This is a genomic window from Pseudochrobactrum sp. sp1633, assembly GCF_030376605.1.
GTDB lineage: Bacteria > Pseudomonadota > Alphaproteobacteria > Rhizobiales > Rhizobiaceae > Pseudochrobactrum.
In genome coordinates, this window is sequence record NZ_JARRAE010000007.1 from 65,745 (window position 1) to 89,139 (window position 23,395).

Consider the following 23,395-nt stretch of genomic DNA (forward strand, 5'->3'; position numbering starts at 1 on the left):
CCGGGACAACTATTCTCGGACACCACCATAGAAGCGAAAGGTTAAATGCTGCTTAACCTTGTTTCTTCACGATATTTATTAATATTTACGCAAGTTATTATATAAAGGAAAGGGCGCTTGCGCGCCCCTTTTACCCTCTGCATTACTTCAAGCTATCAAACCAGACTAAACTGATTTTATTGCGCTATAAGCTGCAAAACGCGCAGATCACTTAGCAGCAGTTCTGATAGATGTAATAATATCATCAACAACCGTTTCAACCTGCCGGTAGTCATCCCCTTCCGCCATAACACGGATAAGCGGCTCAGTTCCCGAAGGACGGATCACCACACGGCCGCTGGCACCGAGTGCATTTTTACCTTCTTCAATGGCCTCAATGACTTTTTTGTCTTCGAGCAATTTTCCGCCCGCAACACGGATGTTTTTGAGAATCTGAGGTACAGGCTTAAATTTACGGCAAACCTCGCTCAGCGGACGTCCCTGCTCCTGCATAACAGCAAGGATTTGCAAAGCCGAAATCAGACCATCGCCAGTTGTACCGAACTCCGACAGAACAATATGGCCGGACTGCTCACCACCCACGTTAAAGCCATGCTCACGCATGTGCTCCACAACATAACGGTCGCCGACTTTTGTGCGCGCCAGTGTCAGCCCCTTATCACCAAGAAAACGCTCCAGTCCCAGATTAGACATGATCGTTGCCACGATACCGCCACCGGCGAGACGTCCGGTTTGAGACCAGCTTTCCGCAATCACGGCCATCAGCTGATCACCGTCAATAATCGTGCCGTTCTCATCCACCAGCAACACGCGGTCAGCATCACCATCCAGCGCAATACCAACATCTGCGCGGGTTTCATGCACTTTGCGGATCAGGCCTTCGGGATGGGTTGAGCCACAGTCTTCATTAATATTGGTGCCGTTCGGCGTGTTATTAATGGTAATGACCTCTGCACCCAGTTCCCACAATGCAGAAGGTGCCACTTTATAAGCAGCGCCATTGGCACAATCGACTACAATGCGCAGACCATTCAGCGACAGCTGGCGTGGCATAGTACGCTTGGCAAATTCAATATAACGGTAAATATCGCCGTCAACGCGCTTGGCACGACCGATTTCACCATGACTGCTCATATGAGCACTCATGTCATCATCAATCAGTTTTTCGATCTGCAGCTCAAGCGCATCCGACAGTTTGTAGCCGTCAGGACCAAACAGCTTAATGCCGTTATCATAATACGGATTGTGCGAAGCCGAGATCATCACACCGATATCTGCCCGCAGCGAGCGGCAAAGCATAGCCACTGCCGGTGTCGGAATTGGCCCCAGCAGAAACACTTCCATGCCCATTGAGGTGAAGCCCGCAACAAGCGCGTTCTCCAGCATATAACCTGAACGGCGGGTATCCTTGCCGATCACCACACGTTGCCCCTGCCCGCCATCGCGGAATGACAGGCCGACAGCCATACCGACACGCATCGCAATGTCCGGTGTCATCGGGAAAGAATTAGCCTTGCCGCGAATGCCGTCAGTACCAAAATATTTACGGGACATGTTCAAGCCTTTTCTTCAAGCAGTGCCTTCACCTGCAAATCTCATCGTCCAAGGGACAAAACAGGCATTATTTGAAAATAGCAATGCAGCGATTTCTTAGCCCTTGTCAAATATTGACGCGATCAAACTGTGTTTCTGGTAAACATATCCGGTTTAAAATCGTTAAAACGGGTGAGAAATTTAACGCGCCATCTCACCGGACAGAGCTTGCTCATTGCGCTTCTTAATAAAAAACCGGGCTCTTAAGCCCGGTTTTTTATCGTTTAATCCGTGTTACCGGCAAGCGATCAGGCCTGCGGTTCAGGTTTCATATCCTGACCGGCTTCAGGTTCACTATCCGGCTTTTTGCGTGATGCTCCGGCTTTCGGCACACCTGAGCCACGGGACGATGATGAATCATCGCCTGTATCACGGTTCGGTTTCTGACCGGCGATCAGCTGTTTGATCTCTTCACCGCTCAGCGTTTCGTATTCCAGCAGGCCTTCAGCAATGGCAACCCATGCATCATGCTTTTCTGTCAGAATACGGCGCGCTTCAATATAAGCAGTATCAATCAGCTCACGCACTTCCGCATCAATCAGCTGTGCTGTTGCTTCAGAAACATTCTGTGTGCGCGATACGGAATGACCAAGGAAAACCTCTTCCTGATTTTCGCCATAGGCAACATAGCCGAGCTTTTCAGAGAAGCCCCAGCGGGTCACCATTGCACGGGCAAGCTTTGTTGCCTGTTCAATATCAGAAGATGCGCCGGATGTGATGTTTTCCTTACCGAATTTCAGTTCTTCGGCAATACGGCCCCCCATCATGATTGCAAGGCGCGACACCATCCACTTATAGCTCATGGAATATTTGTCGCCTTCCGGCAGCTGCATCACCATACCCAGCGCACGACCGCGCGGAATGATTGTTGCTTTATGCACCGGATCAGCCGCAGGCACATTCATCGCCACGATCGCGTGACCGGATTCGTGATAGGCTGTCAGTTCTTTTTCTGCCTGCGTCATCGCCGAAGAACGGCGTTCCGCACCCATCATGATCTTGTCTTTCGCGTCCTCAAATTCCTGCATGGTCACCAGACGCTTGTTACGGCGTGCAGTCATCAGCGCAGCTTCATTGACGAGATTCATCAGATCCGCACCGGAGAAACCAGGGGTACCGCGTGCCAGCACTTTCAGATCGACATTCGGTGCCAGCGGTACATTGCGCACATGCACTTTGAGGATCTGCTCACGACCGCTCACATCCGGATTAGGCACAACAACCTGACGGTCGAAACGACCCGGACGGAGAAGCGCAGGATCAAGCACGTCAGGACGGTTGGTTGCAGCAATCAGAATAATATTCTCATTGGCTTCAAAACCATCCATCTCAACCAGCAACTGATTCAGCGTCTGTTCGCGCTCATCATTACCGCCGCCAAGACCGGCACCACGATGACGGCCAACCGCATCAATTTCGTCGATAAAGATAATGCAAGGCGCGTTCTTTTTTGCCTGTTCGAACATGTCACGGACACGGCTCGCACCGACACCAACAAACATTTCAACAAAGTCAGAACCGGAAATCGTAAAGAACGGTACATTCGCTTCACCGGCAACAGAACGTGCCAGCAAGGTCTTACCGGTTCCCGGAGGACCAACGAGCAGCACACCGCGCGGAATTTTACCGCCCAGACGCTGGAACTTCTGCGGATCACGCAGGAATTCTACGATCTCTTCCAGATCTTCCTTGGCTTCATCAACACCGGCTACGTCCTGAAAGGTCACACGGCCATGCGCCTCAGTCAGAAGTTTGGCCTTGGACTTGCCGAACCCCATAGCGCCACGCGAACCGCCCTGCATCTGACGCATGAAGAAAATCCACACGCCAAGGATCAGGATCATAGGCAGCCATGACAGAAGAATACCGAACAGCGATCCCGAGCCATCGCTTTCAGGCTTTGCGGTAATCGCAACATTCTTTTCTTCAAGACGGCTGATCAGAGTGGCATCTGAAGGGGAATAGGTCTGGAATGTCGCATTGTTATCCGCATAGGAACCAACAATGCGCGGACCGGTAATGGTGACGGATTTCACCCGACCGCCCGTTACATCCTCGATAAACTGCGAATAAGGAATTTCACGAGACGACGCACGCTGCGCCGGACTCTGAAACAGGTTAAATAGTGCAACCAGCAGGAGAGCAATGATCGCCCAGAGGGCGAAGTTGCGATAATTTGGATTCATCTCGGGTCCAATCGATTACCAATCGTCCTTCCGGTTCATGCGCCGTTTGGTGCGTTCCGGAAAAATATTCAAACCTAACATAGGTTCGATGCACGGCCTTGCCAAGGCGATGTAAAGCCTCATAAGTGATTCTTCTGCATTCTTTGCAGAATTTACCTGTAAATATGGTTGAAAGGCATGGTTAAAAGCACCTTCACAGCCTTCGCCACCTCAAAATCATGACCTGAAAGCACCCTGTCGAAGCAAGCAACATGGCGTTTCATCCGCATGGAAGAGGCTTGCGGCACCAGATGGGACAAAGCAGGAATCTCAACAAGGCTTCCGTCACGGAATATTGCCGGCGCGGACAACAACATGTCACGCTCACTCTGTGTGCTCTCAATCTGATGCCCGCGCAAATAACCGGACAATTGATTCTCATTCACCGCTGCCACAACCAGATCATCCGTTCCTTCATTGCTAAGAGTATAACGCCCGTCCCACACCGCGCGCTCACTAGAATGCAGCAACATTACGGGTAAATTACGCCGCTCGCGCCGGATGAGAATTCCCGTTACTGATTTTTCAACAACACAGGAATGCAGCGTCTTGCGGTGTTTTCCCGACGCCGGAGCGGAGCGCAACCAGTCAGCCAAAATACTGCAATCACGCATGGATGGTAAATATGTCTGACCACCGACCGTTGCCAGCAAATAGCCAAGCATCAGAGGTGCTGCATCTCCGACATTCTCAGTCCATCCGGCCACCAGTAACAGACCATCACCTGCAAGCCGCTCAATCGGATAATCCTCACGGGTGAGCAAATGAACAACTTTGCGATTATCAGCGCGCCGCTGTTCCGCCGCCTGTTCTGCTGCTGCCAGCAATGCTGGTTTATCCAATGTTCTGGCGGCCTGCCTGATCCGCGGGCGTTCATAGGTCGGATTGTCATTGCTCGGATCATCAAACCAGCAGATATTGTCAGTGCGCAACACGTCCCGCAGCTCTTCCCGCCAGATAGACAGCAGAGGCCTGCACAGCAAAACACTGTCTTGTAACAATGTTTGCATGGCCATAGCGGCAAGTCCGCGCCCCTCACCGGCAAGGCCGGTAACCACATCGGCCCGCTCACGGCGCATCAGATAAGTCTCAACCTGATCATCCGCTGTATGCCCTGTCAGGATCATACCAGCACCGCACGCCCGTGCGGCCTGCACCAGCAAGTCATAACGGGCATTGCGCGCGGCCATAGCAAGGCCGCTGGCAGGCTTTTCACCTTCCCAACACATTATCTGATGAGGGATATTCAGGTTTTTGCAAAATTCGGCAACACCTGCTGCCTCTGTCGCGGATTCTGCACGCAGACCATGATCCACTGTGACCGCAATCAACCGGCATGCGGGCAAATATGTTTGCAGATAGCGCCTTGTCAGCAACAAAAGCGCCAGAGAATCGCTGCCGCCGGAAACTGCTACAACTACGGCGGGGTTTTCCTGCTGCGGCATACAAGAACCAAAGCCCTTAAGCACCCGCGGCATAAAATCAGACCGGATACCGGTGCCCGTTTCAGTGTTTTCGGTGATTATTGCGCTCACATCTCCGCCCGCAATGCCCTGCCAGCCCCTGACTGGAGATTAGCAATGGTTTAGTTTGCGCTCATCTTCCGCCCGTTTCAAGACAGCCGGTGCAGCTGAAGGAAAGCGGGTGCCGACCTTGGCCAGCGTAGCACAGGCTACTTCACGATCATTGAGCTTGGCCATTGCCATACCGAGCTTCAGCATATTTTCCGCACCGCGTTTGGAGTCAGGAAAGTCGCGCTGATTATCAATAAAAACCGTGGCCGATTCCGCATAGCGATCCTGCCCGTAAAGCGCCTCACCCAGCCAGTAGCGGGCATCCGATGTCATAGGATCAGCCGGATAGCGATCAATATGTGCGCGGAACGCCACTTCAGCCGAGCGGTAATCACCGGCCAGAATAAACTGATAGGCCGCATTGTAGAGCTCGTTCGGATTATCGGTTTGCGGCAGGGAAACGATCTGCTGCTGCGCTGTATCTTCCAGACTGCCGCCGATTACATTGCCACTGGAATCAAACCGGATAGAGCCGAGCGCACGCGGAGCCTGCGAATTGACAATAACCGGAGATTGCTCACCAGTAGCAACGGAAGCGGCGGAATTATCTGTAGTGCCCGCAGCCTGTGCCGGCTGAAGATCAGATGGATCCTGCTCTGTAGCATTATCATTATCTGCACTCAGAGCAGCGCTCTGACGCGGCTCTTTATCTGAAGATGCACTGCCTGAAGACACAGCGGCAGAATCTGCCGCTGCTGTCTCAGTTGATGTTTCAGAACCGGCATCAGCCTTTTTCTTCTTTTCCAGCTCTTCGAAGCGGAATTCATTATCTTCCTGAATTTTACGCATCTGCTCCTGCATCTGCAAAATCTGGAAGTTCATTTCTTCAAGCTTGCCGGTCAGGTCACGCACCTGTTCCTGCAGCTGAATTACCCGCTGATCACTGGCCTGAGCAAAGGCTGTGGTTCCGCCAAATGCCAGAGCCAGCAGCGGCAGTAAACTGACAGCCAGAGCCAGTTTTTTCATCGCTTTCTTCATTCGCAATACCTCATGCGCCCGAACTTTATCCTTGGGGTCATCATCGTCCTGTCAATGCAGCCGAAGTGAACACCCGCTCAATCTTTATAATCTCAGTTGAAATGGTGCAATTGAGTGCGGCCAAATTTTGGCTTTTATGTTCAAACTGAAAAAAGCGACCCTAAGGCCGCTTTTCACATAACTCTGTGTCTTTTTTATCGCGCAATGCATACGAAAACACGACAAATGACTTTACAAACTGCCAGATTAGCTACCGGCACCGTTCAGAACGGTTACTGCACGGCGGTTCTGCGACCAGCAGGAAATATTGTCGCAAACTGCAACCGGACGCTCCTTACCATAAGAAACAGTGCGCATGCGGTTAACAGGTACGCCGCGTGAAGCAAGATAGTCACGGGCAGCAGCAGCACGACGCTGGCCAAGTGCCAGGTTGTACTCGCGTGTACCGCGTTCGTCCGAGTGACCTTCAACAGTGATTGAATAGTTCGGGTAACGGGCAAGCCACTGAGCCTGACGCGACAATGTCTGCTGGGCGTCAGCGCGGATCACGGAACTGTCGAGATCGAAGAACACGCGGTCGCCGACATTAACAGTAAAGTCCTGTGCAGAACCGGCAACAGCGCCATTGGCGCCCATGCCGCCATTCAGGCCAAGATCACCTGCATTGTTCGGCAGGTTTTTCTTGTTCGCGCAACCGGCAACGGCAAGCGATAGGAACAGGGCAACAGCAAACGGGCTGCGGGCAATCGACTGGGAACGGCGCATGGCCCGTACTCCTTAAGAATAATGCGTTTACATGATGTATGACTAACCAGATGATTAATCATATTGAGGTTAAAAACCGTTCAAATAACATGGTTAATTGTTACTTAATCAGCATAAAAACTCAAGTTTTCTCCGTCAAAAATCCGTTTTTCGGGTTATGCACGGAGGCAGTTTTAAAGTGGTTCTTCTCTGATTTCAAAGCGAACCGTTTTTAGGCAACCTAAAAAGCAATGCGGCAGAAACACGGCTTTAATCACAAAAAGCTTATTTGACGCCACCACCTGCTCTCAGAAAATAAGCTCTGTGTCTTATTCAGCACACAGAGCTTATCTCAAACTTAATTCAGCAATGGCGACCATGCCGGATCAGAAGCCGCATTCGGCGTCTGGATCTGGCGTTCATTGCGGCCCGTCAGATCAATCGTAAACAGACGTGATGAACCGCCGGCTTCACGGAAGAACATCAGAACACGGCCGTTCGGGGCCCAAGTCGGACCTTCATTATGGAAGCCGCTTGTCAGCAAACGCTCACCCGAACCATCGGTCTTCATCACGCCGATGGAGAACTGACCACCGGACTGTTTGGTGAAGGCAATCAGATCGCCGCGCGGAGACCATACCGGTGTGGAATAGCTGCCGTTACCGAAAGAAACACGCTGCGGGTTGGAACCATCGGCACCCATCACGTAAATCTGCTGACGGCCGCCGCGATCGGATTCAAATACGATCTTGGAGCCATCCGGAGAATAGGACGCCGAGGTATCAATGGCCTGACTGCTGGTCAGACGGGTGGTTGTACGAGAACGCAGATCCATCGTGTAGATGTTGGCGCTACCATCATCCTGCAAAAGGCTCATCACCACTTTCTGGCCATCCGGCGAGAAGCGCGGAGCAATGGTCATGCCCGGAAAATTACCGACCAGTTCCTGCTGACCTGTTTCCAGCTGCAGCAGATAAACGCGCGGACGGTCACCGGCGAAAGACATATAGGTGATTTCCTGACGGCTTGGTGAGAAGCGCGGTGTCAGAACCAGATCTTTACCATTAGACAGGTAGCGCACATTCGCACCATCCTGATCCATGATCGCCAGACGCTTAACGCGTTTCTGGGCACTACCGGATTCATCAACGAAAACAACACGTGTATCGAAGTAACCTTTTTCACCGGTCAGGCGCTCATAAATCGCATCAGCGATAATATGAGCAACGCGGCGTTTGTTTTCCGGCGTAGTAAAGAATTGCTGTCCGGCAAGCTGCTGTCCGGCAAAAGTATCCCACAGACGGAATTCCGCTTTCAGGCGGCCATCCGGCTGTTTGGTCACACGACCGGTCACCAGAGCCTGCGCATTGATAACTTTCCAGTCTTCAAAGCGCGGTGCCACATCCGGATTGGTGATTTTTTCAATGAATGCTTTTTTGTCGATCGGCGCAAAAAGGCCGGAACGCTCAAGATCCGCAGCGATGATAGAGGTAATTTCCGCACCCAGCGCATCACCGGACAAAAAGTCGGTCAGAGCAATCGGCAGTGGGTCAACATTACCCTTGTTAATATTTACTTCCACAACGGCGCGGGCGGGCAGCACCGCAGCCGTGCTCACAACTGCAACAGTCGCAAGCACAGAAAATAAGGTTTTAAACAGTGTCTTCATGATGGCGTGGACCTCGTTTGTCCTGATCATATTTGGTTCTGTGAGACGTCTCACATGTGTTTGTAGTCAGGAGCCTCACAAGGAGAGCCCCGGAACCGGCGCTACAGAACGCCGGTCCGTATTTGGTTTTAGAACATTTCACTCGGGTCAAAATTCACGATGACCGTCGCCCAGGTTTCATATTTATCCCGCGGCAGGTTGTAAGGGGCTGCGCGCATCACTGCACGCCGCGCACTGTCTGCCGCCGCACGACCGATGACAGAATCGCCGCCTGTAAATGTCACTTCCGGTGTGCCTTCGATTTCACCCGCTTCTGTCAGGCGCATTTTGACTATAATCCGCAAGTCCGATGCATCAGCCACACCTGAAGGAATACTCCATTTGTCACTGATCTGACCTTTCAGGGCATCCATTTCAGTCTGGCTGAGTTTGGTGCCGCCGGTGGTCTTTTTCGCGCCAAATGCTTCCTTATCGGTCGAGCGTTTTGCACCGCCACCCGCAGCTTTCTCACGGTTCAGGAGTGCGGCAACCTCATCGGCCTTTGCATCCTTATCCTTAGAAGTGTTCTGCGCGGTTGTGCTTGGCTTCTCCGGCTTTTTCTCGTCTTTTTTCTTATCTTCAGCTTTCGCCGTTTCCGTTGGTTGCGGCTTCGGCTTGGCTTCCGGCGCAGGCACACGATCCGGCAATTTGACGTCTTCGGTCTGTTCAGGCTGCTTTTCAATCGCTTCCGCAACCGGATCAGGCTTCACTTCAGCCTTTGGTTCCGGCTTCGGCTCAACCTTTGGCTCTGGCGGCTTGACAGGTTCAGGCGGTTTAACCGGCTCCGGCTTTGGTTCCGGTTTGGTTTCCTGCACAGGCTCCGGCTTTTCTGCCGGTTTTTCCGCTGGTTTCGCTGCTTCTGCCGTCTCAACCGGTTTCGGTTTTTCGTTTGGCATCGGCGGCGTTTTCAGATCAAGCTCGCTGTCACCAGCATTTTCAGCCTGTTCAACGGTTTTCGGCTTGGTTGTCGGCTTTGGTGCAGCCTTCTCGGCTTTCGGAGCTTTCTTGTCGCCCTGCTGAACCTGCGAAATATCTTCAACCGGCACAATATCGACAGGAAAGGATTCAGTATCGGTCATGTCAAAAGGCTTTGGCGATGAGAACGTGAAAAGTCCCCAGCCAATAATAGCCACATGGATGAGTGTTGAGGAAGTCAGACCTGCCTTCATGATGGCGTCAGCTATCCTGCTCCTGGAGTGTCACCAGACCGATATTCTTGAAACCGGCAGCGGAAATACGCGACATAACTTTCATAACCGTACCGTAATCAGCATTTTTGTCGCCACGCACAAAGACGCGCTCTTCATAACCGGTCTTCGCAATGGCTTCGAGCTTCGGCACCACTTCAGCAATGTCGATTTCGGATTCCTGCAGATAGACCTGCCCCTTGTCATTCACAGAGACCGTAATCGGCTGGGTATCGGCATTGAGCGCTTTGGCCTGCGTATCCGGCAGATCAATCGGCACACCGGAGGTGAGCAGCGGCGCAGAAACCATGAAGATAATCAGCAGCACCAGCATCACGTCCACAAACGGCGTAATGTTGATTTCGCTCATCGGAGCCTTCTTGCCGCCGCGTCTGCGACGACCGCCTCCGCCCTGACTTCCTAGTGACATACCCATATTCTGAACCTTCCGGCCTCAATCTAAATGACCTGAAATCCGGCCTGACTTTAAAACAGCTGACGTGGCGCGGATTATCCGCGCGGCGTCAGCTTCTCATCAATTTGTCGCGACAGTATGGCCGAAAACTCATCGGCAAAACCTTCCATACGCGCAGTGATTTTTCCGGCATCGGCAGTCAGCTTGTTATAGGCAATAACGGCCGGAATAGCGGCGAGAAGACCAATCGCGGTAGCCAGCAGCGCTTCGGCAATACCCGGCGCCACAACGGCAAGACTGGTATTTTTGGAAGCGGCAATCGCCATAAACGAGGTCATAATACCGACAACAGTACCAAACAGCCCGATAAACGGTGCCGACGTACCAATGGTCGCCAAAAATCCGAGGCGTGATTCCAGCTTGTCGTTTTCACGTGCCAGTGCCACATCCATCGCTTTTTCAATACGCATCTGCAATGCGATCGGTGAGCGTGCACCTTTCTCGAAGGATTTTTTCCACTCGCGCATTGCCGCCATAAAAATGGCGCTCATACCGGTCGTGCGGCGCTCACCGAGATTGCGGTATAATTCTTCCAGCGACTGACCAGACCAGAAAACCTGCTCAAAACGGTCAATCGCACTTGCTGCGCGGCGATAGGACAATGTCTTGTCCACAATGATCGCCCATGTCCAGATTGAGGCTGCCAGCAAGCCCAGCATGACCAGTTTGACAACCCAGTTGGCCTGCATGAACAGTCCCCAGAGACTGACATCACTTGTGTGCGCTGCAATGGGTAGCGTTTCCATTTGTCACCTGTCCTCGAATCCAAACGCCCGGCTCATCACCGGGCGGCAAAAGCAAAACGGTTGACTGCACGGGTTCGTGCGACCGTTTCGATCTGTTGTTACCTTGAGCGGTCCGGATGCATTTTGCTTGCACGGCCCGCTGAATTGCTTTGCGCCGTATCTGCATGTCGCCGGACACAATTATTGTGCATAACCGGCAACTTTGCTTTTTACGGTTAATTTTGGTGAAAGGAAGGCGACAAGCAGATTCAAGCCTGTCACCTCTCCATCTTGCGCTAAAGATGAACTATTATGGTTAAAGATAAGTTAGGATTCGTGGCAGTGTGGGCAATTTTGCACGTGCGAACTTATTTTCCGTATCCAGTTTTGCCATCATGAAAGCCGCTATGCCTAACCGGCAAACAGCTCTTTCCATGTCGCAGGCATACGTCTTGGACGCCCCTGCTTGTTGATAAGCGCCGCCTCAACCTGCGCTTCAATCAGCAGATCGCCATTGTTGCGCTTAATGCTTTGGCGCATTTTCACCCGCGCACCGGAGGCTTCTGTCACGCAAGTCTCAATCACCAGCATATCATCAATGCGGGCAGGCAAACGGAAATCAATCTCCATCCGCCGCACGATCCAGACAATCGGCTCTCCGAGCTGTCCTTCTTCAAGTTGAGTATGATGCACACCTTTCAGCCGCAGAAAATCTGTGCGGCCGCGCTCCAGAAACTCCAGATAGCGGGCGTGATAAACCACACCGGAAAAATCCGTATCGGCATAATAGACCCGCGCCAACAGCCGGTGCCCTTCTGCCGTCAGCATGCCATTAATCACTTCAGATTCTGCAGTGCTTAAATTGTCTGGCGCAGTTACATCCGGCATCAGCCCTCATCCTCAAACATCGTGATCTGGCGTGCAGCCAGATCGGTCGGTGCCGTCAGGCCTAAGTGCTGCCACGCAATTGTTGTCAGTACGCGGCCACGCGGAGTACGCTGCAAAAAGCCCTGCTGGATCAGATAAGGTTCAATAATATCTTCAATCGCGTCGCGCGGCTCAGACAGACCGGCAGCTATGGTTTCAATCCCCACAGGCCCGCCGCCAAAATTGCGCGCAATCATATTGAGATAACGGCGATCCAGCTGATCGAGGCCAATATTATCCACTTCCAGACGGATCAGCGCCTCATCTGCAATTTTTGCATCAACAATGTCTGCTTTTGCCACCAGAGCAAAATCACGGACACGACGCAGCAAACGTCCGGCAATACGCGGCGTTCCGCGTGCACGGCGCGCAATCTCACGCGCACCATCATCGGAAATATTCAGTTTCATCAGTCGTGCACCACGGCGCACAATATATTCCAGCTCATCAACCGTATAGAAATTCAGCCGAACCGGAATACCGAAACGGTCACGCAGTGGCGTGGTCAGAAGACCGAGACGGGTTGTCGCTGCCACAAGCGTGAATTTCGCCAGATCGATTTTAACCGAGCGCGCCGCAGGCCCCTCACCGATAATCAGATCGAGTTGATAATCTTCCATCGCCGGATAAAGAATTTCTTCAACCGCAGGGCTGAGACGATGAACCTCATCAATGAACAGCACATCGCGGTCTTCAAGGTTGGTGAGCAGTGCCGCCAGATCACCGGCTTTGGCAATCACCGGCCCTGAAGTGGAGCGGAAATTAACCCCGAGTTCCTTAGACATAATCTGCGCCAATGTGGTCTTGCCTAGCCCCGGAGGGCCGACAAACAACACATGATCCAGCGCTTCACCACGGGTTTTTGCGGCTTCGATAAAAATCTTCAGATTGGCACGAGCCGCCGCCTGACCGACAAAATCATCCAGACTTTGCGGGCGCAAAGCTGTGTCCGTATCCTCTCCGCGCTTTTGCGCAGAAATCAGACGATCTTCATCACTCATCAGTTACACCCGCACTTCAATTATTTCTGGGCGCGATCTTATCGCGCCAGTTCTTTCAGACCAAGCCGGATCAGCTTGGCAGAATCTGCATCTTCTCCGACCTCGCGCAAGGCGCTGGCCACCGCATTGGCAGCCTGATCGCGTGAATAGCCGAGATTGCTCAGCGCGGAAACCGCATCACTCACAGCAGTGGATGCAACACCCTCACCGATTTCCTGCTTCAGCCCGATATTTGCGGCAGCATCACCGGCAAAGGCAGGTGCTTTGTTTTTAAGCTCCGTCACAATGCGCTCAGCCACTTTTTTGCCGACACCCGGCGCACGGGACACCATAGCAATATCACGCAAGGCAATGGCATTAGCGAGCTCAGACGGCGTTAATGTGCCCAGCACTGCCAGCGCTACTTTAGCGCCAACGCCCTGCACATTCTGCAAAAGGCGAAACCACTCACGCTCCAGCACTGTGCCAAAACCATAGAGACGCAGCACATCTTCACGCACATAGGTTTCAATCAGCAGGATTGCCGCCTCACCCGCTGAAGGCAGATTGCCCAGCGTGCGCGCAGAACAGAAAGCCACATAGCCGACACCATGCACATCAAGAATGACGTGATCGTCAGCGATTTCATCGACAACACCTTTCAGTTTCCCGATCATGATATGGCTGCAATCCTCCCGCTTTTCTTCAATTCCGCCAGATTATACAGGCTGTGCCGGTTATGGGCATGACAAATGGCAATCGCCAGCGCGTCAGCCGCATCGCTTGTATCGAAGCTTGCTCGCGGCATCAGCACTTTGACCATCATATGAATTTGCTGTTTTTCACCGTGGCCGACACCGATGACAGACTTTTTCACCGCATTCGGTGCATATTCGGCGACACGCAATCCGGCCTGCGCAGGCACCAGCAGCGCAATACCGCGCGCCTGCCCCAGTTTCAGCGTTGCCGCCGCATCTTTATTAACGAATGTATGCTCAACAGCCGCCTCGTCCGGCATCATCTGATGCAGGACGGCGCTCAATCCCTCATGCAACTGGCGCAGACGTGAGGCCAGATCCAGCTTGTCATCAGACGTCACTGTTCCGGCCGCAACAAAATGCAAGGAATTACCCGCGGATTCAATCACGCCCCAGCCGGTGCGCCGTAATCCCGGATCAATACCAATAATGCGAATCGCCTGTTTCATATGCTGACCTTAACTTGTGTAAGGCGCACTCAACAATCAAAATGTGAACAAAATGGAAACATTGTCTGTGAAGAACTGATTTTAATCACATCAGCCGGATCAATTACCGCCGAAAGCTGTACGCAACAAAACGATCTGATCGGAAACAGCATTGCCCTTACATTCAACCAGTCTGCGGATCGGCTGATGATAGCTGTCACCATCCATGCAACGCACACGATCCTGCAGATGCAAAGAATGTGAGATCATATCGCGGAATGCCTGCGGCAGTTCCTGCCAGCCAGCCGTCTTTTCACCGGCAGAATGGGTTTCCAGACTGACTTTGGCCTTTTCCTTCGCCACCATTTCGCGCGGCATATCGCCGGAACGGCTGGCGCGCAGCAGCAAAAGCCAAGAAGCAATATGCATAAGGCGCGATGTCAGACGCATGGATTCGGCCGCATAAAGTGTTGCAGCCTGATGAGAGAGAGAACGTGCAACGTCTTTGCCGTCACCGTCCAGATATGCCGCGGCTTCTTCAACCAGCGCCATACCTTCACTGTAAAGCGGCTTGAAACTGTCTGAAAAGACCATCCGTTCTGACAGGCGGATCATATTATCCGTACCCGTATTTTCTCTGCGATGTGTCTGTTCCATCATGTTGTTCTGCTCACTGGCAAAAACAGCATCTCTGCTGCATCCGCAATTTCTGACAAGCATTCTGACTGAAGTGATTCCACGATTTGACCGGTATTTTTGCCGGTAAAACAGGCGAATCCCTTTTCATTCAGGCTGCACTTGACTTGTTTGCATCACAAAGCGTGACCGTAAAAAACCGTCTGGCTATGGCCTATCCAAGCAAAATGCACGCTCATACACGCTCGCGCAATAATATGGTTAAAGAAAGATGAATCGTGATTTTGTGCTTGCCAGATCAAATCTGGCTACACAGACGAATAAAATCAATATGTTCAATCAGTTAAGCAGAATCGCATAAGCTTGACCGGTAAAAACAATGATTGTCCGGAATTTTGCACAGGGCAGCTTATCCACAAAGGCACAGCATGTTTCACAAAAGAAGAGCCCTGTTTTGGCATAAAAAAAGAGCCGCATCAGCGGCTCTCAGAAGTTTAACAGGGAGGCGTCATACAGAGGGACCAAGTCCACTCGGTAAGAATCCGACAATGCCGGATAGGCCTATATTCTTTCGTTAACTTTAATATTTAGTTAATTCGCGCTTATTCCTTAGAACTGCCGTTTCAGGAAACCGTTACAGGCCGTGGTTTCACCGGTATATGCGGCAGCTTCGTACGGGTTTCTGGAGCTCTTGCTTCAGATCTGGCAATTTCAGGCACAGAGCTTTTGACAGGGGTTTTGCCCTTCCAGCCGATGCGCGGCAACCATTCCAGATAATAGACCAGCGCGAACTGGGCCATGATACCACCCGCAATCAACAGTGTGTCAAAAGACAGGCTCACCGGATAAACATGACGCAGCGCCTGAGCGACCATCGCCAGAATAGTACCGGCAATAAAGACTGGCAGCGAATGCTTACCTAGCAAGGCCAGCGGGTGGTTCTGATCAAGACGGGCTTTTGCCGACAGTGCAGGAATACCGGCAATCACATAGGCAAGCGCCAGAATATGCAACAGGCGGGTCGCTGACAGATAAGTCTTATCAAAACCGGTCAGTACTGTTGGCAGACCAAAGGAAATATCCCAGTTCGGATGCGGAATGCGCAACCACAATAAGGAGAAGACCAGATAGCCGATAGCCGCAAGCATCAGCGGACGGTTCTGATCAAAGCGACCACCCTGCTTCACGTGAGTCATCGCACCAATACCAATGGCAAACAGAAACTGCCATGACAACGGGTTCAGGAACCACACGCCTTGTGTCGGATAGTTCATCGGGGCGATATGATAATAACCCGACAGAAACCAGATCGCACCAGAGATTGTCAGCATCAGTGAAATACTGATCCGCGACAGATAAAGCATAACCGGTGCAAACAGCATCAGCACCAGATAGAGCGACAGAATATTATTATAACCGAGCTGGTGGCCAAGTGTGACCAGACCGACAAAGGCTTCAGCCGGTTGCTCCATCACGGTTTTAATATTGATCATTTCCAGCATTTCCGGCCGCTTCATATAGAGGGCCGTGAAAGCGAAAACAGCCAGCGTGATGAGTGTTGTCATCATCTGCGCCATATAAAGTGTCATGGAACGGCGTGCCATTTTCAAAGACAGCAGCAGGCGATTCCCTTCAACAAATTTGGAACTGTAGGCAAGCGCAACAGCCAGACCGGAGATCAGAACAAAGGCTTCCGCGGAATCAGAAAAACCGAATTCGCGGTGCGTGAACTTCTCAAAGATCGTTCCCGGAACATGATTGATGAAAATGCTCAGCAATGCCAGCGCCCTGAAAACATCAAGCCGCGTATCGCGTATTTTCGCCATCTGTCCCGTTTGTGGTGCTATGCTCAGTATTGTCATCTGCCAGCCTGTTCTTTGCCTGATCCTTGTGCGTGCTTTCAATTTTCAGCAATGAAAACACGTCCCGCAGGCAATTTTTGTCTGCATACAACAATACGACTCAAATGGGACACGAAAGCGGCTAAGCCGCCTCACAACCCCATCACATTATTTTCCAGAGCTAAACAAAGCGGCAATTACAAGAAGTTGAAAGCTATCTGCACCTGCGGAAGCGCGGGAAAACCAGCCGTTCCTTGCCGGTTTTGCACTGCATCACTCAAAAAGCCGGTTATCTTTTAGCAATTATGCTTTATCTTTTTGTTTTAATCGCATTATCCATCGCAAAGCGCTTCCCGTTTTTGCTGAAAATGCTCTAAACACGATGCAATGGCCGCTATATTGTACTCAGGTGAGTGCAGTTCCCGAACTTTGCCACTTTTAAGGGCTATTTGCGCCCGCTCAACGAGGCTTTGTCTAATGAAATTTCCTGAAAACCGTCCGCGTCTGGTTCTGGTCGTTCCTTCCCCTGCTTCAGAAGGACATACATCTGATGCGCTGCTCCTCACTTTGGATAAAGCGCTCGCCGCCGGTGATATTGCTAGTGTCATTCTCGACAATGGCAAAGCAGACGAGGCATCATTTCAGACTTTCGCTGCCGCTGCCGTTGCTAAAATTCAGACAGCCGGTTCCGCAGCAATCATCCTGAACGATACCCGCACTGCCGGTCGTGTTGGCGCGGATGGTGTTCATATTGAAGGCTCACAAGCCGATATTGCCGATGCTGTTGAGCGCTATACGCCTAAAATGATTGTCGGTACCGGCAATGTAAAAGAGCGCCATACCGCTCTGGAAGTCGGTGAATTACAGCCGGATTATATGTTCTTCGGCAAAATCGGCGCAGATACCAAGCCTGAAGCGCACCCGCGCAATCTGGGTCTGGCTGAATGGTGGGCAGCTATGGTTGAAATTCCGGCCATTCTTCAGGCAGGCGCAAAGCTTGATGATCTCGCAGCTTGCTTTGCCACAAGAGCTGAATTTATTGCACTGGGTGCAGCGGTGTTTTCCGCTGAAGATCCTGCTCAGGTTGTGGCAGACACAAACCGCCGGCTCGATGAAATGAGCGCCGCTGAAGCAGAAGAGTAACAGAGTTAGACCCATGTTGAAAAAATCCGTTCTCCTCAACAGCACCTGTGCCTTCTGGCTGATCGTCGCGGCTGTGGCCATCCACAAGCCCGCACTGGCTGCGGAAGTGACAAAACCGGCCCCTGAAAAAACAGCCGCTGAAACCACAAAAACAGAGACGGACAAAAAAGCTGAACCATCAGGCGCATCTATGGATGTGCCTGCGGTTTCTACCGGCTTCACTATTCCCGAGCTGGCCGGAGCATGGTCGAAAAATAAAAATGATAAGTCTGATATGTTGCAGCAGCCTGCAACAACCGATGCTATGCCCGCCTTTAACGAAAACCGTTTCGGAGACAAGATTGCCGATCCGGCATTCGGTGCGTTTCAGCGTGGCCTCTATCTGACAGCATTCAATCTTGGCATGGAGCGCGCCAAAGCGGGCGATGCGGCAGCGCAAACACTGGTGGCTGAAATTTATGCCCGTGGCCTTGGTATCAAAGCAGACCAGAAGCAGGCCGCGCATTGGTATGGGCTGGCTGCTGAAAAAAACGAACACGAAGCGCAGTTCCGCTATGCTGCCATGCTGCTGCAGGGCATTTACGTTGCCAAAGATGCTAAAAAAGCTGAAGTCCTGATGCAAAAGGCTGCCGAGGCAGGCAATGCAATGGCGCAGTTTAATTACGGGCAGATGCTGATGATGCGCAATCCCGGCCTGAAAGGGCTGGAGGAAGCAACACCGTGGTTTGAAAAAGCCGCAGATGCCGGTCTGGCAGACGGAGAATATGCAGTCAGTCAGATTTTGGCGAATGGTACATCCAAAATCAAACGCGATGATGCAAAGGCGCGGGACTATCTGCTGCGCGCCGCCCGCAAAAACTATGACACCGCACAGCTTGATCTGGCCACATGGCTGGTCGAGGGACGCGGCGGTGAACGCAATTTTGATGCCGGCTTCCGCTGGATGCTGACAGCAGCCCGCGGCGGCAATATTGCAGCGATGGCGCGGGTAGCACGTCTCTACCGTGACGGCATCGGCACAGACGGCAATTCTGTGGAAGCAGCCGCATGGTATATTCTGGCGCGGCGCTCGAAACTCAACGCCAAAGACCTCGATTCTTTCATGGACGGGTTGACGGATGATGAAATTCAGCAGGCAATTTCCCGCGCTAATAATTTGCGTTGACCTGTGAAAATCATATTTTCGCTAACATAGTGCATACTGAAACATCCATCAGGCTTGCCAAAATAGCAGATTTATGGTCTTGGAAACGCCGATTGATATGGCTTGAATGCCCTCTGACGCGCACTGCGGCATCATTTCCGGAACCGGAACAGGTTTAAGAATGAGGCGACGCAGAATTTCAAAGGGCGATTCAGAGAAAATTTCACACTAATTCCGGATTTTATTCACATGAAGATCAACGGTAACGAAATCCGTCCCGGCAACGTCATTGAACACAATGGCGGCCTGTGGGCAGCGGTTAAATGCAATGCGGTGAAGCCTGGCAAAGGCGGCGCCTATAATCAGGTTGAACTGAAGAACCTCATCGACGGCACCAAGCTGAATGAACGTTTCCGTTCAGCTGAAACTGTTGAGCGTATCCGTCTTGAACAGAAGGATTTCTCCTTCCTCTACGAACAGGGCGAAGCGCTGATCTTCATGGATACAGAAACCTATGAACAGCTTGAACTGCACAAGGACTTTGTCGGCGAACGCGCTGCATTCCTTCAGGACGGCATGATGGTTACCGTGGAAATGCACGAAGAGCGCCCGATCGGTATTCGCCTTCCGGATCAGGTTACACTGGCAATCACAGAAGCTGATCCTGTTGTTAAGGGTCAGACTGCGGCTTCTTCCTACAAGCCTGCAATTCTGGAAAACGGCATCCGTATTCTCGTGCCGCCTTTCATCTCAACAGGCGAACGCGTCATCGTTGATACCAATGAACTGACCTACGTTTCCCGCGCTTAAGGTTCGTATTCATTTCTAAAAACGCCGGTTTACGACCGGTGAACCGGCGTTTTTTAAAAAATAATAAAATTTTTCATTCGCGGAGATTGCTCTACGGATGATATTAAAGCGCCTTGCGCCTTATCGGGTGAACAAAGGTCGCTCTAACAATTTATATTTGCAGCATAATTCCTTAAACTGATTCAAGTTTAAAGAATTATGCTGTATCGTTTAAACTCCAACGCATAAGCAAACGCAGCCTCAAGGGAAGACTCATCCCACGGCTCTCTTATGCACAAACAGGACGTATACTATGGCGCGCTCAGCAATTCTCAATGTTATGGTTCAGGCCGCAATCAAGGCCGGACGCTCACTGGCGCGTGATTTCGGCGAAGTACAGAATCTGCAGGTTTCTCTTAAAGGCCCGGGCGATTATGTGAGCCAGGCGGATAAAAAAGCAGAAGACATTATTTTCAGTGAACTGCGCCGTGCGCGTCCTGACTATAGCTTTCTGATGGAAGAACGCGGCGCGGTTGAAGGTGCAGACAGCCAGCATCGCTGGATTGTTGATCCGCTCGACGGCACCACCAACTTCCTGCACGGTATTCCTGCTTTCGCAGTATCCATCGCGCTGGAGCGTCAGGGACAGGTTGTTGCCGGTGTTATCTATAATCCTGCAACCGATGAGCTCTACACATCTGAACGCGGTGGCGGTGCATTCCTCAACGACCGTCGTCTGCGCGTTGCTGCACGCAGCAAACTCTCCGATGCGGTTATCACCCACGGCATGCCGCATCTTGGTCGCGGAAAACACGGTCATTACCTGATCGAACTGCGCAATGTGATGGGTGAAGCCGCTGGCATACGTGCACTCGGTGCCGCTTCTCTGGAACTCGCTTATGTCGCAGCAGGCCGCGTAGACGGTTACTGGGATGAGCCGTTGTCCCCTTGGGATATGGCAGCAGGCATCCTGTTGGTGCGTGAAGCCGGTGGTTTTGTTTCTGATAAAAACGGCCAGCAGGACATGTATGAGCAGAAAAACATCGTTGCCGGTAATGAAATCATTCACGGCCAGCTGCTGCGCACGCTGAAAAAGCCGGTTTGATAAAAACTGACTGATCTAAAGTACAAAGCAAAATATACGATCCCCCGCTTATGAAAATTAAGCGGGGGATTTTTTTACGCCTCTGGCAGACCCGCCTGAGCACATTCTCACGGCCGTCGCGTCAGAGCATGTCACAGTCAAGTTGGATCAACTTGACGTCCGTGCAATGCGACCACTAAAGAATCCAGAGCAAGCGCTGCGACCTAAGCTGAACGTAAACTGCTCTGGCCTGCCATAATATGAAATGCTCTAAAGTTTCGCTATTCCGCTTTCAGACGGTTCCGGTTTTGCAATTTTTGCAGTAGCGTCCTGTTCCATATGCAGATGCACCAGCTCAGGCGAGAGAATAGTATGGCACAGCGGGATATTAACATGGGAACTGAATACGACCCGAACCGGCTTTCCAGTCCGCGGCAGGTTATGATGATTATGCTCATCTTCCTGGCTCTGGTCGCCTTTCTGGCTTTGGCTCTGGTGCGGCAAATTCAGACATTTTTTGTGACCAATCCCGGTCTGAACGGCCTGATTCTCGGTGTTCTGCTCGTCGGCATCATATTGGCTTTCATACAGGTCTTGCGGCTGGTGCCGGAAATTCGCTGGGTCAATTCGTTCCGCGATGGTGATGACGGCGCAACAGATCCGGTTCTGCTGGCCCCGATGCGGGCAATGATCGGACGCCGCCAGTCTATGGCGCTCTCGGCGACCTCCATGCGCTCGATCCTTGATTCTATTGCCACCCGCCTTGATGAAAGCCGCGACATTTCCCGCTATCTCATCGGGTTGCTGGTTTTCCTCGGACTTCTCGGTACATTCTGGGGGTTGCTTGAAACCATCGGCTCCATCGGCCAGACCATTCAGTCGCTTGATCCGAAATCAAGCGATACCGGCACCGTACTGGATTCGCTCAAGAGCGGTCTTCAAGCCCCGTTGAGCGGTATGGGCACAGCCTTCTCATCATCCTTGTTCGGTCTTTCCGGCTCGCTGATCCTCGGTTTTCTCGATCTGCAATCCGGTCGCGCGCAGAACCGTTTTTATACGGAACTGGAAAACTGGCTGTCTTCGGTAACCGATCTCAATTCTGACCTGCCCGTTAACGCAGAGAACGGCAGCACGACGATTGAAGAAATTCGCCTGTTCTCCGACCGTTTGCAAAATATTCAGGACGGCAACGGCACCAGCCAGCGCACGACAGCAGCATTGGCCAATCTGGCGGAAGGCGTACAAGCACTGGTCAAAACCATGCGTCATGACCAGCAAAGCATGAGTGACTGGGTTGAACGGCAGGCCGAAGAGCAAAAAGCATTGCGCCAAGCCGTAGAAAAGCTCAACACGATCCTCTCTGCTTCCAAGCGCGAACAATAAGGCGGAACCAATGGCCTTATCCCGTAATCGTCGCAGTGAGCGCCATGTAGATTATTGGCCGGGCTTTGTGGATGCCCTGTCCACATTGCTGCTGGCCATCATGTTTCTGCTGTCTGTCTTTGTGCTGATGCAGTTCCTGTTGTCACAGGAGGTCAACAACAAGGATTCCGTGCTGAACCGGCTCAACAGCCAGATCAGTGAACTCACTGAGCTTTTGTCGCTTGAGCGTGGCAAGGGGCAGGATCTGGAAGATACACTTGCCGGTCTTCAGGCCTCGCTTTCTGCTGCGGAGACTGAAAAATCCCGCCTGCAAAGCCTGCTGGCCTCCGGCGGCTCCGGTGCAGCGGCAGAACAGCGTGCCGGTGAACTGTCCCAGTCTCTGGATACGGAAAAGCAGGTCAGCGCCCGTGCCCTGTCGCAGGTCGAATTGCTTAACCAGCAGATCGCAGCCCTGCGCCGTCAGATCGGCGCTCTGGAAGATGCCCTCAATGCGTCTGAAGCACGCGATCGCGAATCAAACACCAAAATTGCAGATCTCGGCAAACGACTGAACGTGGCGCTTGCCCAGCGTGTGCAGGAACTGAACCGCTACCGCTCCGACTTCTTCGGACGTTTGCGGGAAATTCTCTCAGACCGTGAAAATATCCGCATTGTCGGCGACCGCTTCGTCTTCCAGTCAGAAGTGCTGTTCCCGACCGGCTCGGCAGATATCAACCCTCAGGGCCTGATCGAAATGAAAAAGCTGGCCGATGCCGTGGTGGAACTGAACAAAGAAATACCGGACGACATCAACTGGGTACTGCGTGTAGACGGCCATACGGATAATGCACCGCTCTCCGGCACAGGGCGCTACCGCGACAACTGGGAGCTGTCTTCAGCCCGCGCAACCGCTGTGGTCAAGTACCTGATTGCCAATGGCGTTCCTGCCAACCGGCTGGTTGCCGCAGGCTTTGGCGAATATCAGCCGCTGGAGGCTGATGACAGTTCAGACGCACGCAGCCGTAACCGCCGCATTGAGCTGAAACTCACAGAAAGATAACAAAAAGCCCCGTTAAAACGGGGCTTTTTATATT

The 23,395-nt window shown here is 52.1% G+C and carries 21 protein-coding genes; 6 read left to right on the top strand and 15 right to left on the bottom strand.

All coding sequences use genetic code 11. From position 1 onward, the window contains the following. Positions 1-207: 207 nt before the first annotated feature. From glmM to P8H26_RS09835, 15 genes are all read right to left on the bottom strand, one after another. On the bottom strand, positions 208-1,554 hold the full coding sequence (glmM, locus tag P8H26_RS09765) for a phosphoglucosamine mutase (RefSeq protein ID WP_289632772.1): 1,347 nt from the start codon (positions 1,552-1,554) through the stop codon (positions 208-210). A gap of 287 nt (positions 1,555-1,841) precedes the next feature. Next, on the bottom strand, positions 1,842-3,779 hold the full coding sequence (ftsH, locus tag P8H26_RS09770) for an ATP-dependent zinc metalloprotease FtsH (protein WP_289632774.1): 1,938 nt from the start codon (positions 3,777-3,779) through the stop codon (positions 1,842-1,844). A 152-nt stretch (positions 3,780-3,931) separates the two neighbouring features. Beyond that, positions 3,932-5,353 (bottom strand): tRNA lysidine(34) synthetase TilS, encoded by a 1,422-nt coding sequence (gene tilS, locus P8H26_RS09775; RefSeq protein ID WP_289632775.1) that lies wholly within the window; start codon positions 5,351-5,353, stop codon positions 3,932-3,934. A 39-nt stretch (positions 5,354-5,392) separates the two neighbouring features. Next, complete coding sequence (gene ybgF, locus P8H26_RS09780; protein WP_289632776.1) at positions 5,393-6,370, bottom strand: tol-pal system protein YbgF; 978 nt, start codon at positions 6,368-6,370, stop codon at positions 5,393-5,395. Between the two features lie 246 nt (positions 6,371-6,616). After that, positions 6,617-7,135 (bottom strand): peptidoglycan-associated lipoprotein Pal, encoded by a 519-nt coding sequence (gene pal, locus P8H26_RS09785; RefSeq protein WP_121994081.1) that lies wholly within the window; start codon positions 7,133-7,135, stop codon positions 6,617-6,619. A gap of 337 nt (positions 7,136-7,472) precedes the next feature. Next, entirely contained in the window at positions 7,473-8,783 is a 1,311-nt protein-coding gene (gene tolB / locus P8H26_RS09790) for a Tol-Pal system beta propeller repeat protein TolB (protein ID WP_289632778.1), read from the bottom strand. A gap of 128 nt (positions 8,784-8,911) precedes the next feature. Continuing rightward, positions 8,912-9,991 carry a hypothetical protein gene (locus P8H26_RS09795; protein ID WP_289632780.1) on the bottom strand — a complete coding sequence of 360 codons (1,080 nt, stop codon included), beginning with the start codon at positions 9,989-9,991 and terminating at the stop codon, positions 8,912-8,914. Between the two features lie 7 nt (positions 9,992-9,998). Next, positions 9,999-10,445 (bottom strand): protein TolR, encoded by a 447-nt coding sequence (tolR, locus tag P8H26_RS09800; protein ID WP_289632781.1) that lies wholly within the window; start codon positions 10,443-10,445, stop codon positions 9,999-10,001. Between the two features lie 74 nt (positions 10,446-10,519). Continuing rightward, positions 10,520-11,230: a protein TolQ gene (tolQ, locus tag P8H26_RS09805; protein ID WP_289632782.1), complete on the bottom strand. Its 711-nt coding sequence runs from the start codon at positions 11,228-11,230 to the stop codon at positions 10,520-10,522. A 390-nt stretch (positions 11,231-11,620) separates the two neighbouring features. Beyond that, entirely contained in the window at positions 11,621-12,097 is a 477-nt protein-coding gene (ybgC, locus tag P8H26_RS09810; protein WP_289632783.1) for a tol-pal system-associated acyl-CoA thioesterase, read from the bottom strand. After that, positions 12,097-13,137, bottom strand: a complete 1,041-nt coding sequence (gene ruvB / locus P8H26_RS09815; RefSeq protein ID WP_289632784.1) for a Holliday junction branch migration DNA helicase RuvB — start codon at positions 13,135-13,137, stop codon at positions 12,097-12,099. The genes ybgC and ruvB overlap by 1 nt, the downstream gene beginning before the upstream one ends. 38 nt (positions 13,138-13,175) lie before the next feature. Then, positions 13,176-13,793: a Holliday junction branch migration protein RuvA gene (ruvA, locus tag P8H26_RS09820; RefSeq protein WP_289632785.1), complete on the bottom strand. Its 618-nt coding sequence runs from the start codon at positions 13,791-13,793 to the stop codon at positions 13,176-13,178. After that, on the bottom strand, positions 13,790-14,323 hold the full coding sequence (ruvC, locus tag P8H26_RS09825; RefSeq protein ID WP_289632786.1) for a crossover junction endodeoxyribonuclease RuvC: 534 nt from the start codon (positions 14,321-14,323) through the stop codon (positions 13,790-13,792). The genes ruvA and ruvC overlap by 4 nt, the downstream gene beginning before the upstream one ends. A gap of 99 nt (positions 14,324-14,422) precedes the next feature. Beyond that, complete coding sequence (locus P8H26_RS09830) at positions 14,423-14,962, bottom strand: DUF1465 family protein (RefSeq protein ID WP_289632788.1); 540 nt, start codon at positions 14,960-14,962, stop codon at positions 14,423-14,425. A gap of 599 nt (positions 14,963-15,561) precedes the next feature. Then, positions 15,562-16,785 carry an OpgC family protein gene (locus P8H26_RS09835; RefSeq protein ID WP_289632926.1) on the bottom strand — a complete coding sequence of 408 codons (1,224 nt, stop codon included), beginning with the start codon at positions 16,783-16,785 and terminating at the stop codon, positions 15,562-15,564. A gap of 471 nt (positions 16,786-17,256) precedes the next feature. Here P8H26_RS09835 and P8H26_RS09840 point away from each other — a divergent pair, with 471 nt between their 5' ends. The 6 genes from P8H26_RS09840 to P8H26_RS09865 all read left to right on the top strand — a co-directional run bounded on the left by P8H26_RS09840 (position 17,257) and on the right by P8H26_RS09865 (position 23,361). After that, complete coding sequence (locus tag P8H26_RS09840) at positions 17,257-17,922, top strand: thiamine phosphate synthase (protein ID WP_289632789.1); 666 nt, start codon at positions 17,257-17,259, stop codon at positions 17,920-17,922. A 190-nt stretch (positions 17,923-18,112) separates the two neighbouring features. After that, on the top strand, positions 18,113-19,087 hold the full coding sequence (locus P8H26_RS09845; RefSeq protein WP_374708281.1) for a tetratricopeptide repeat protein: 975 nt from the start codon (positions 18,113-18,115) through the stop codon (positions 19,085-19,087). A gap of 228 nt (positions 19,088-19,315) precedes the next feature. Beyond that, positions 19,316-19,876, top strand: coding sequence for an elongation factor P (gene efp, locus P8H26_RS09850; protein WP_289632790.1), 561 nt, complete (start codon positions 19,316-19,318; stop codon positions 19,874-19,876). A 292-nt stretch (positions 19,877-20,168) separates the two neighbouring features. Then, entirely contained in the window at positions 20,169-20,960 is a 792-nt protein-coding gene (locus P8H26_RS09855) for an inositol monophosphatase family protein (protein ID WP_289632791.1), read from the top strand. 351 nt (positions 20,961-21,311) lie between these two features. Continuing rightward, the gene (locus P8H26_RS09860) at positions 21,312-22,322 is read left to right on the top strand and encodes a MotA/TolQ/ExbB proton channel family protein (protein WP_374708270.1); all 1,011 of its coding nucleotides are present in this window, start codon (positions 21,312-21,314) and stop codon (positions 22,320-22,322) included. Positions 22,323-22,332: 10 nt separating this feature from the next. Continuing rightward, entirely contained in the window at positions 22,333-23,361 is a 1,029-nt protein-coding gene (locus P8H26_RS09865) for a peptidoglycan -binding protein (protein WP_289632792.1), read from the top strand. Positions 23,362-23,395 lie beyond the last annotated feature (34 nt).

What these genes read in the sequence shown, in the direction of transcription:
- glmM (WP_289632772.1), bottom strand. Translation starts at nt 1,554, where the DNA reads ATGTCCCGTAAATATTTTGGTACTGACGGCATTCGCGGCAAGGCTAAT.
- ftsH (WP_289632774.1), bottom strand. Translation starts at nt 3,779, where the DNA reads ATGAATCCAAATTATCGCAACTTCGCCCTCTGGGCGATCATTGCTCTC.
- ybgF (WP_289632776.1), bottom strand. Translation starts at nt 6,370, where the DNA reads ATGAAGAAAGCGATGAAAAAACTGGCTCTGGCTGTCAGTTTACTGCCG.
- pal (WP_121994081.1), bottom strand. Translation starts at nt 7,135, where the DNA reads ATGCGCCGTTCCCAGTCGATTGCCCGCAGCCCGTTTGCTGTTGCCCTG.
- tolB (WP_289632778.1), bottom strand. Translation starts at nt 8,783, where the DNA reads ATGAAGACACTGTTTAAAACCTTATTTTCTGTGCTTGCGACTGTTGCA.
- P8H26_RS09795 (WP_289632780.1), bottom strand. Translation starts at nt 9,991, where the DNA reads ATGAAGGCAGGTCTGACTTCCTCAACACTCATCCATGTGGCTATTATT.
- tolR (WP_289632781.1), bottom strand. Translation starts at nt 10,445, where the DNA reads ATGGGTATGTCACTAGGAAGTCAGGGCGGAGGCGGTCGTCGCAGACGC.
- tolQ (WP_289632782.1), bottom strand. Translation starts at nt 11,230, where the DNA reads ATGGAAACGCTACCCATTGCAGCGCACACAAGTGATGTCAGTCTCTGG.
- ybgC (WP_289632783.1), bottom strand. Translation starts at nt 12,097, where the DNA reads ATGCCGGATGTAACTGCGCCAGACAATTTAAGCACTGCAGAATCTGAA.
- ruvB (WP_289632784.1), bottom strand. Translation starts at nt 13,137, where the DNA reads ATGAGTGATGAAGATCGTCTGATTTCTGCGCAAAAGCGCGGAGAGGAT.
- ruvA (WP_289632785.1), bottom strand. Translation starts at nt 13,793, where the DNA reads ATGATCGGGAAACTGAAAGGTGTTGTCGATGAAATCGCTGACGATCAC.
- ruvC (WP_289632786.1), bottom strand. Translation starts at nt 14,323, where the DNA reads ATGAAACAGGCGATTCGCATTATTGGTATTGATCCGGGATTACGGCGC.
- P8H26_RS09830 (WP_289632788.1), bottom strand. Translation starts at nt 14,962, where the DNA reads ATGATGGAACAGACACATCGCAGAGAAAATACGGGTACGGATAATATG.
- P8H26_RS09840 (WP_289632789.1), top strand. Translation starts at nt 17,257, where the DNA reads ATGAAATTTCCTGAAAACCGTCCGCGTCTGGTTCTGGTCGTTCCTTCC.
- P8H26_RS09845 (WP_374708281.1), top strand. Translation starts at nt 18,113, where the DNA reads ATGGATGTGCCTGCGGTTTCTACCGGCTTCACTATTCCCGAGCTGGCC.
- efp (WP_289632790.1), top strand. Translation starts at nt 19,316, where the DNA reads ATGAAGATCAACGGTAACGAAATCCGTCCCGGCAACGTCATTGAACAC.
- P8H26_RS09855 (WP_289632791.1), top strand. Translation starts at nt 20,169, where the DNA reads ATGGCGCGCTCAGCAATTCTCAATGTTATGGTTCAGGCCGCAATCAAG.
- P8H26_RS09860 (WP_374708270.1), top strand. Translation starts at nt 21,312, where the DNA reads ATGGCACAGCGGGATATTAACATGGGAACTGAATACGACCCGAACCGG.
- P8H26_RS09865 (WP_289632792.1), top strand. Translation starts at nt 22,333, where the DNA reads ATGGCCTTATCCCGTAATCGTCGCAGTGAGCGCCATGTAGATTATTGG.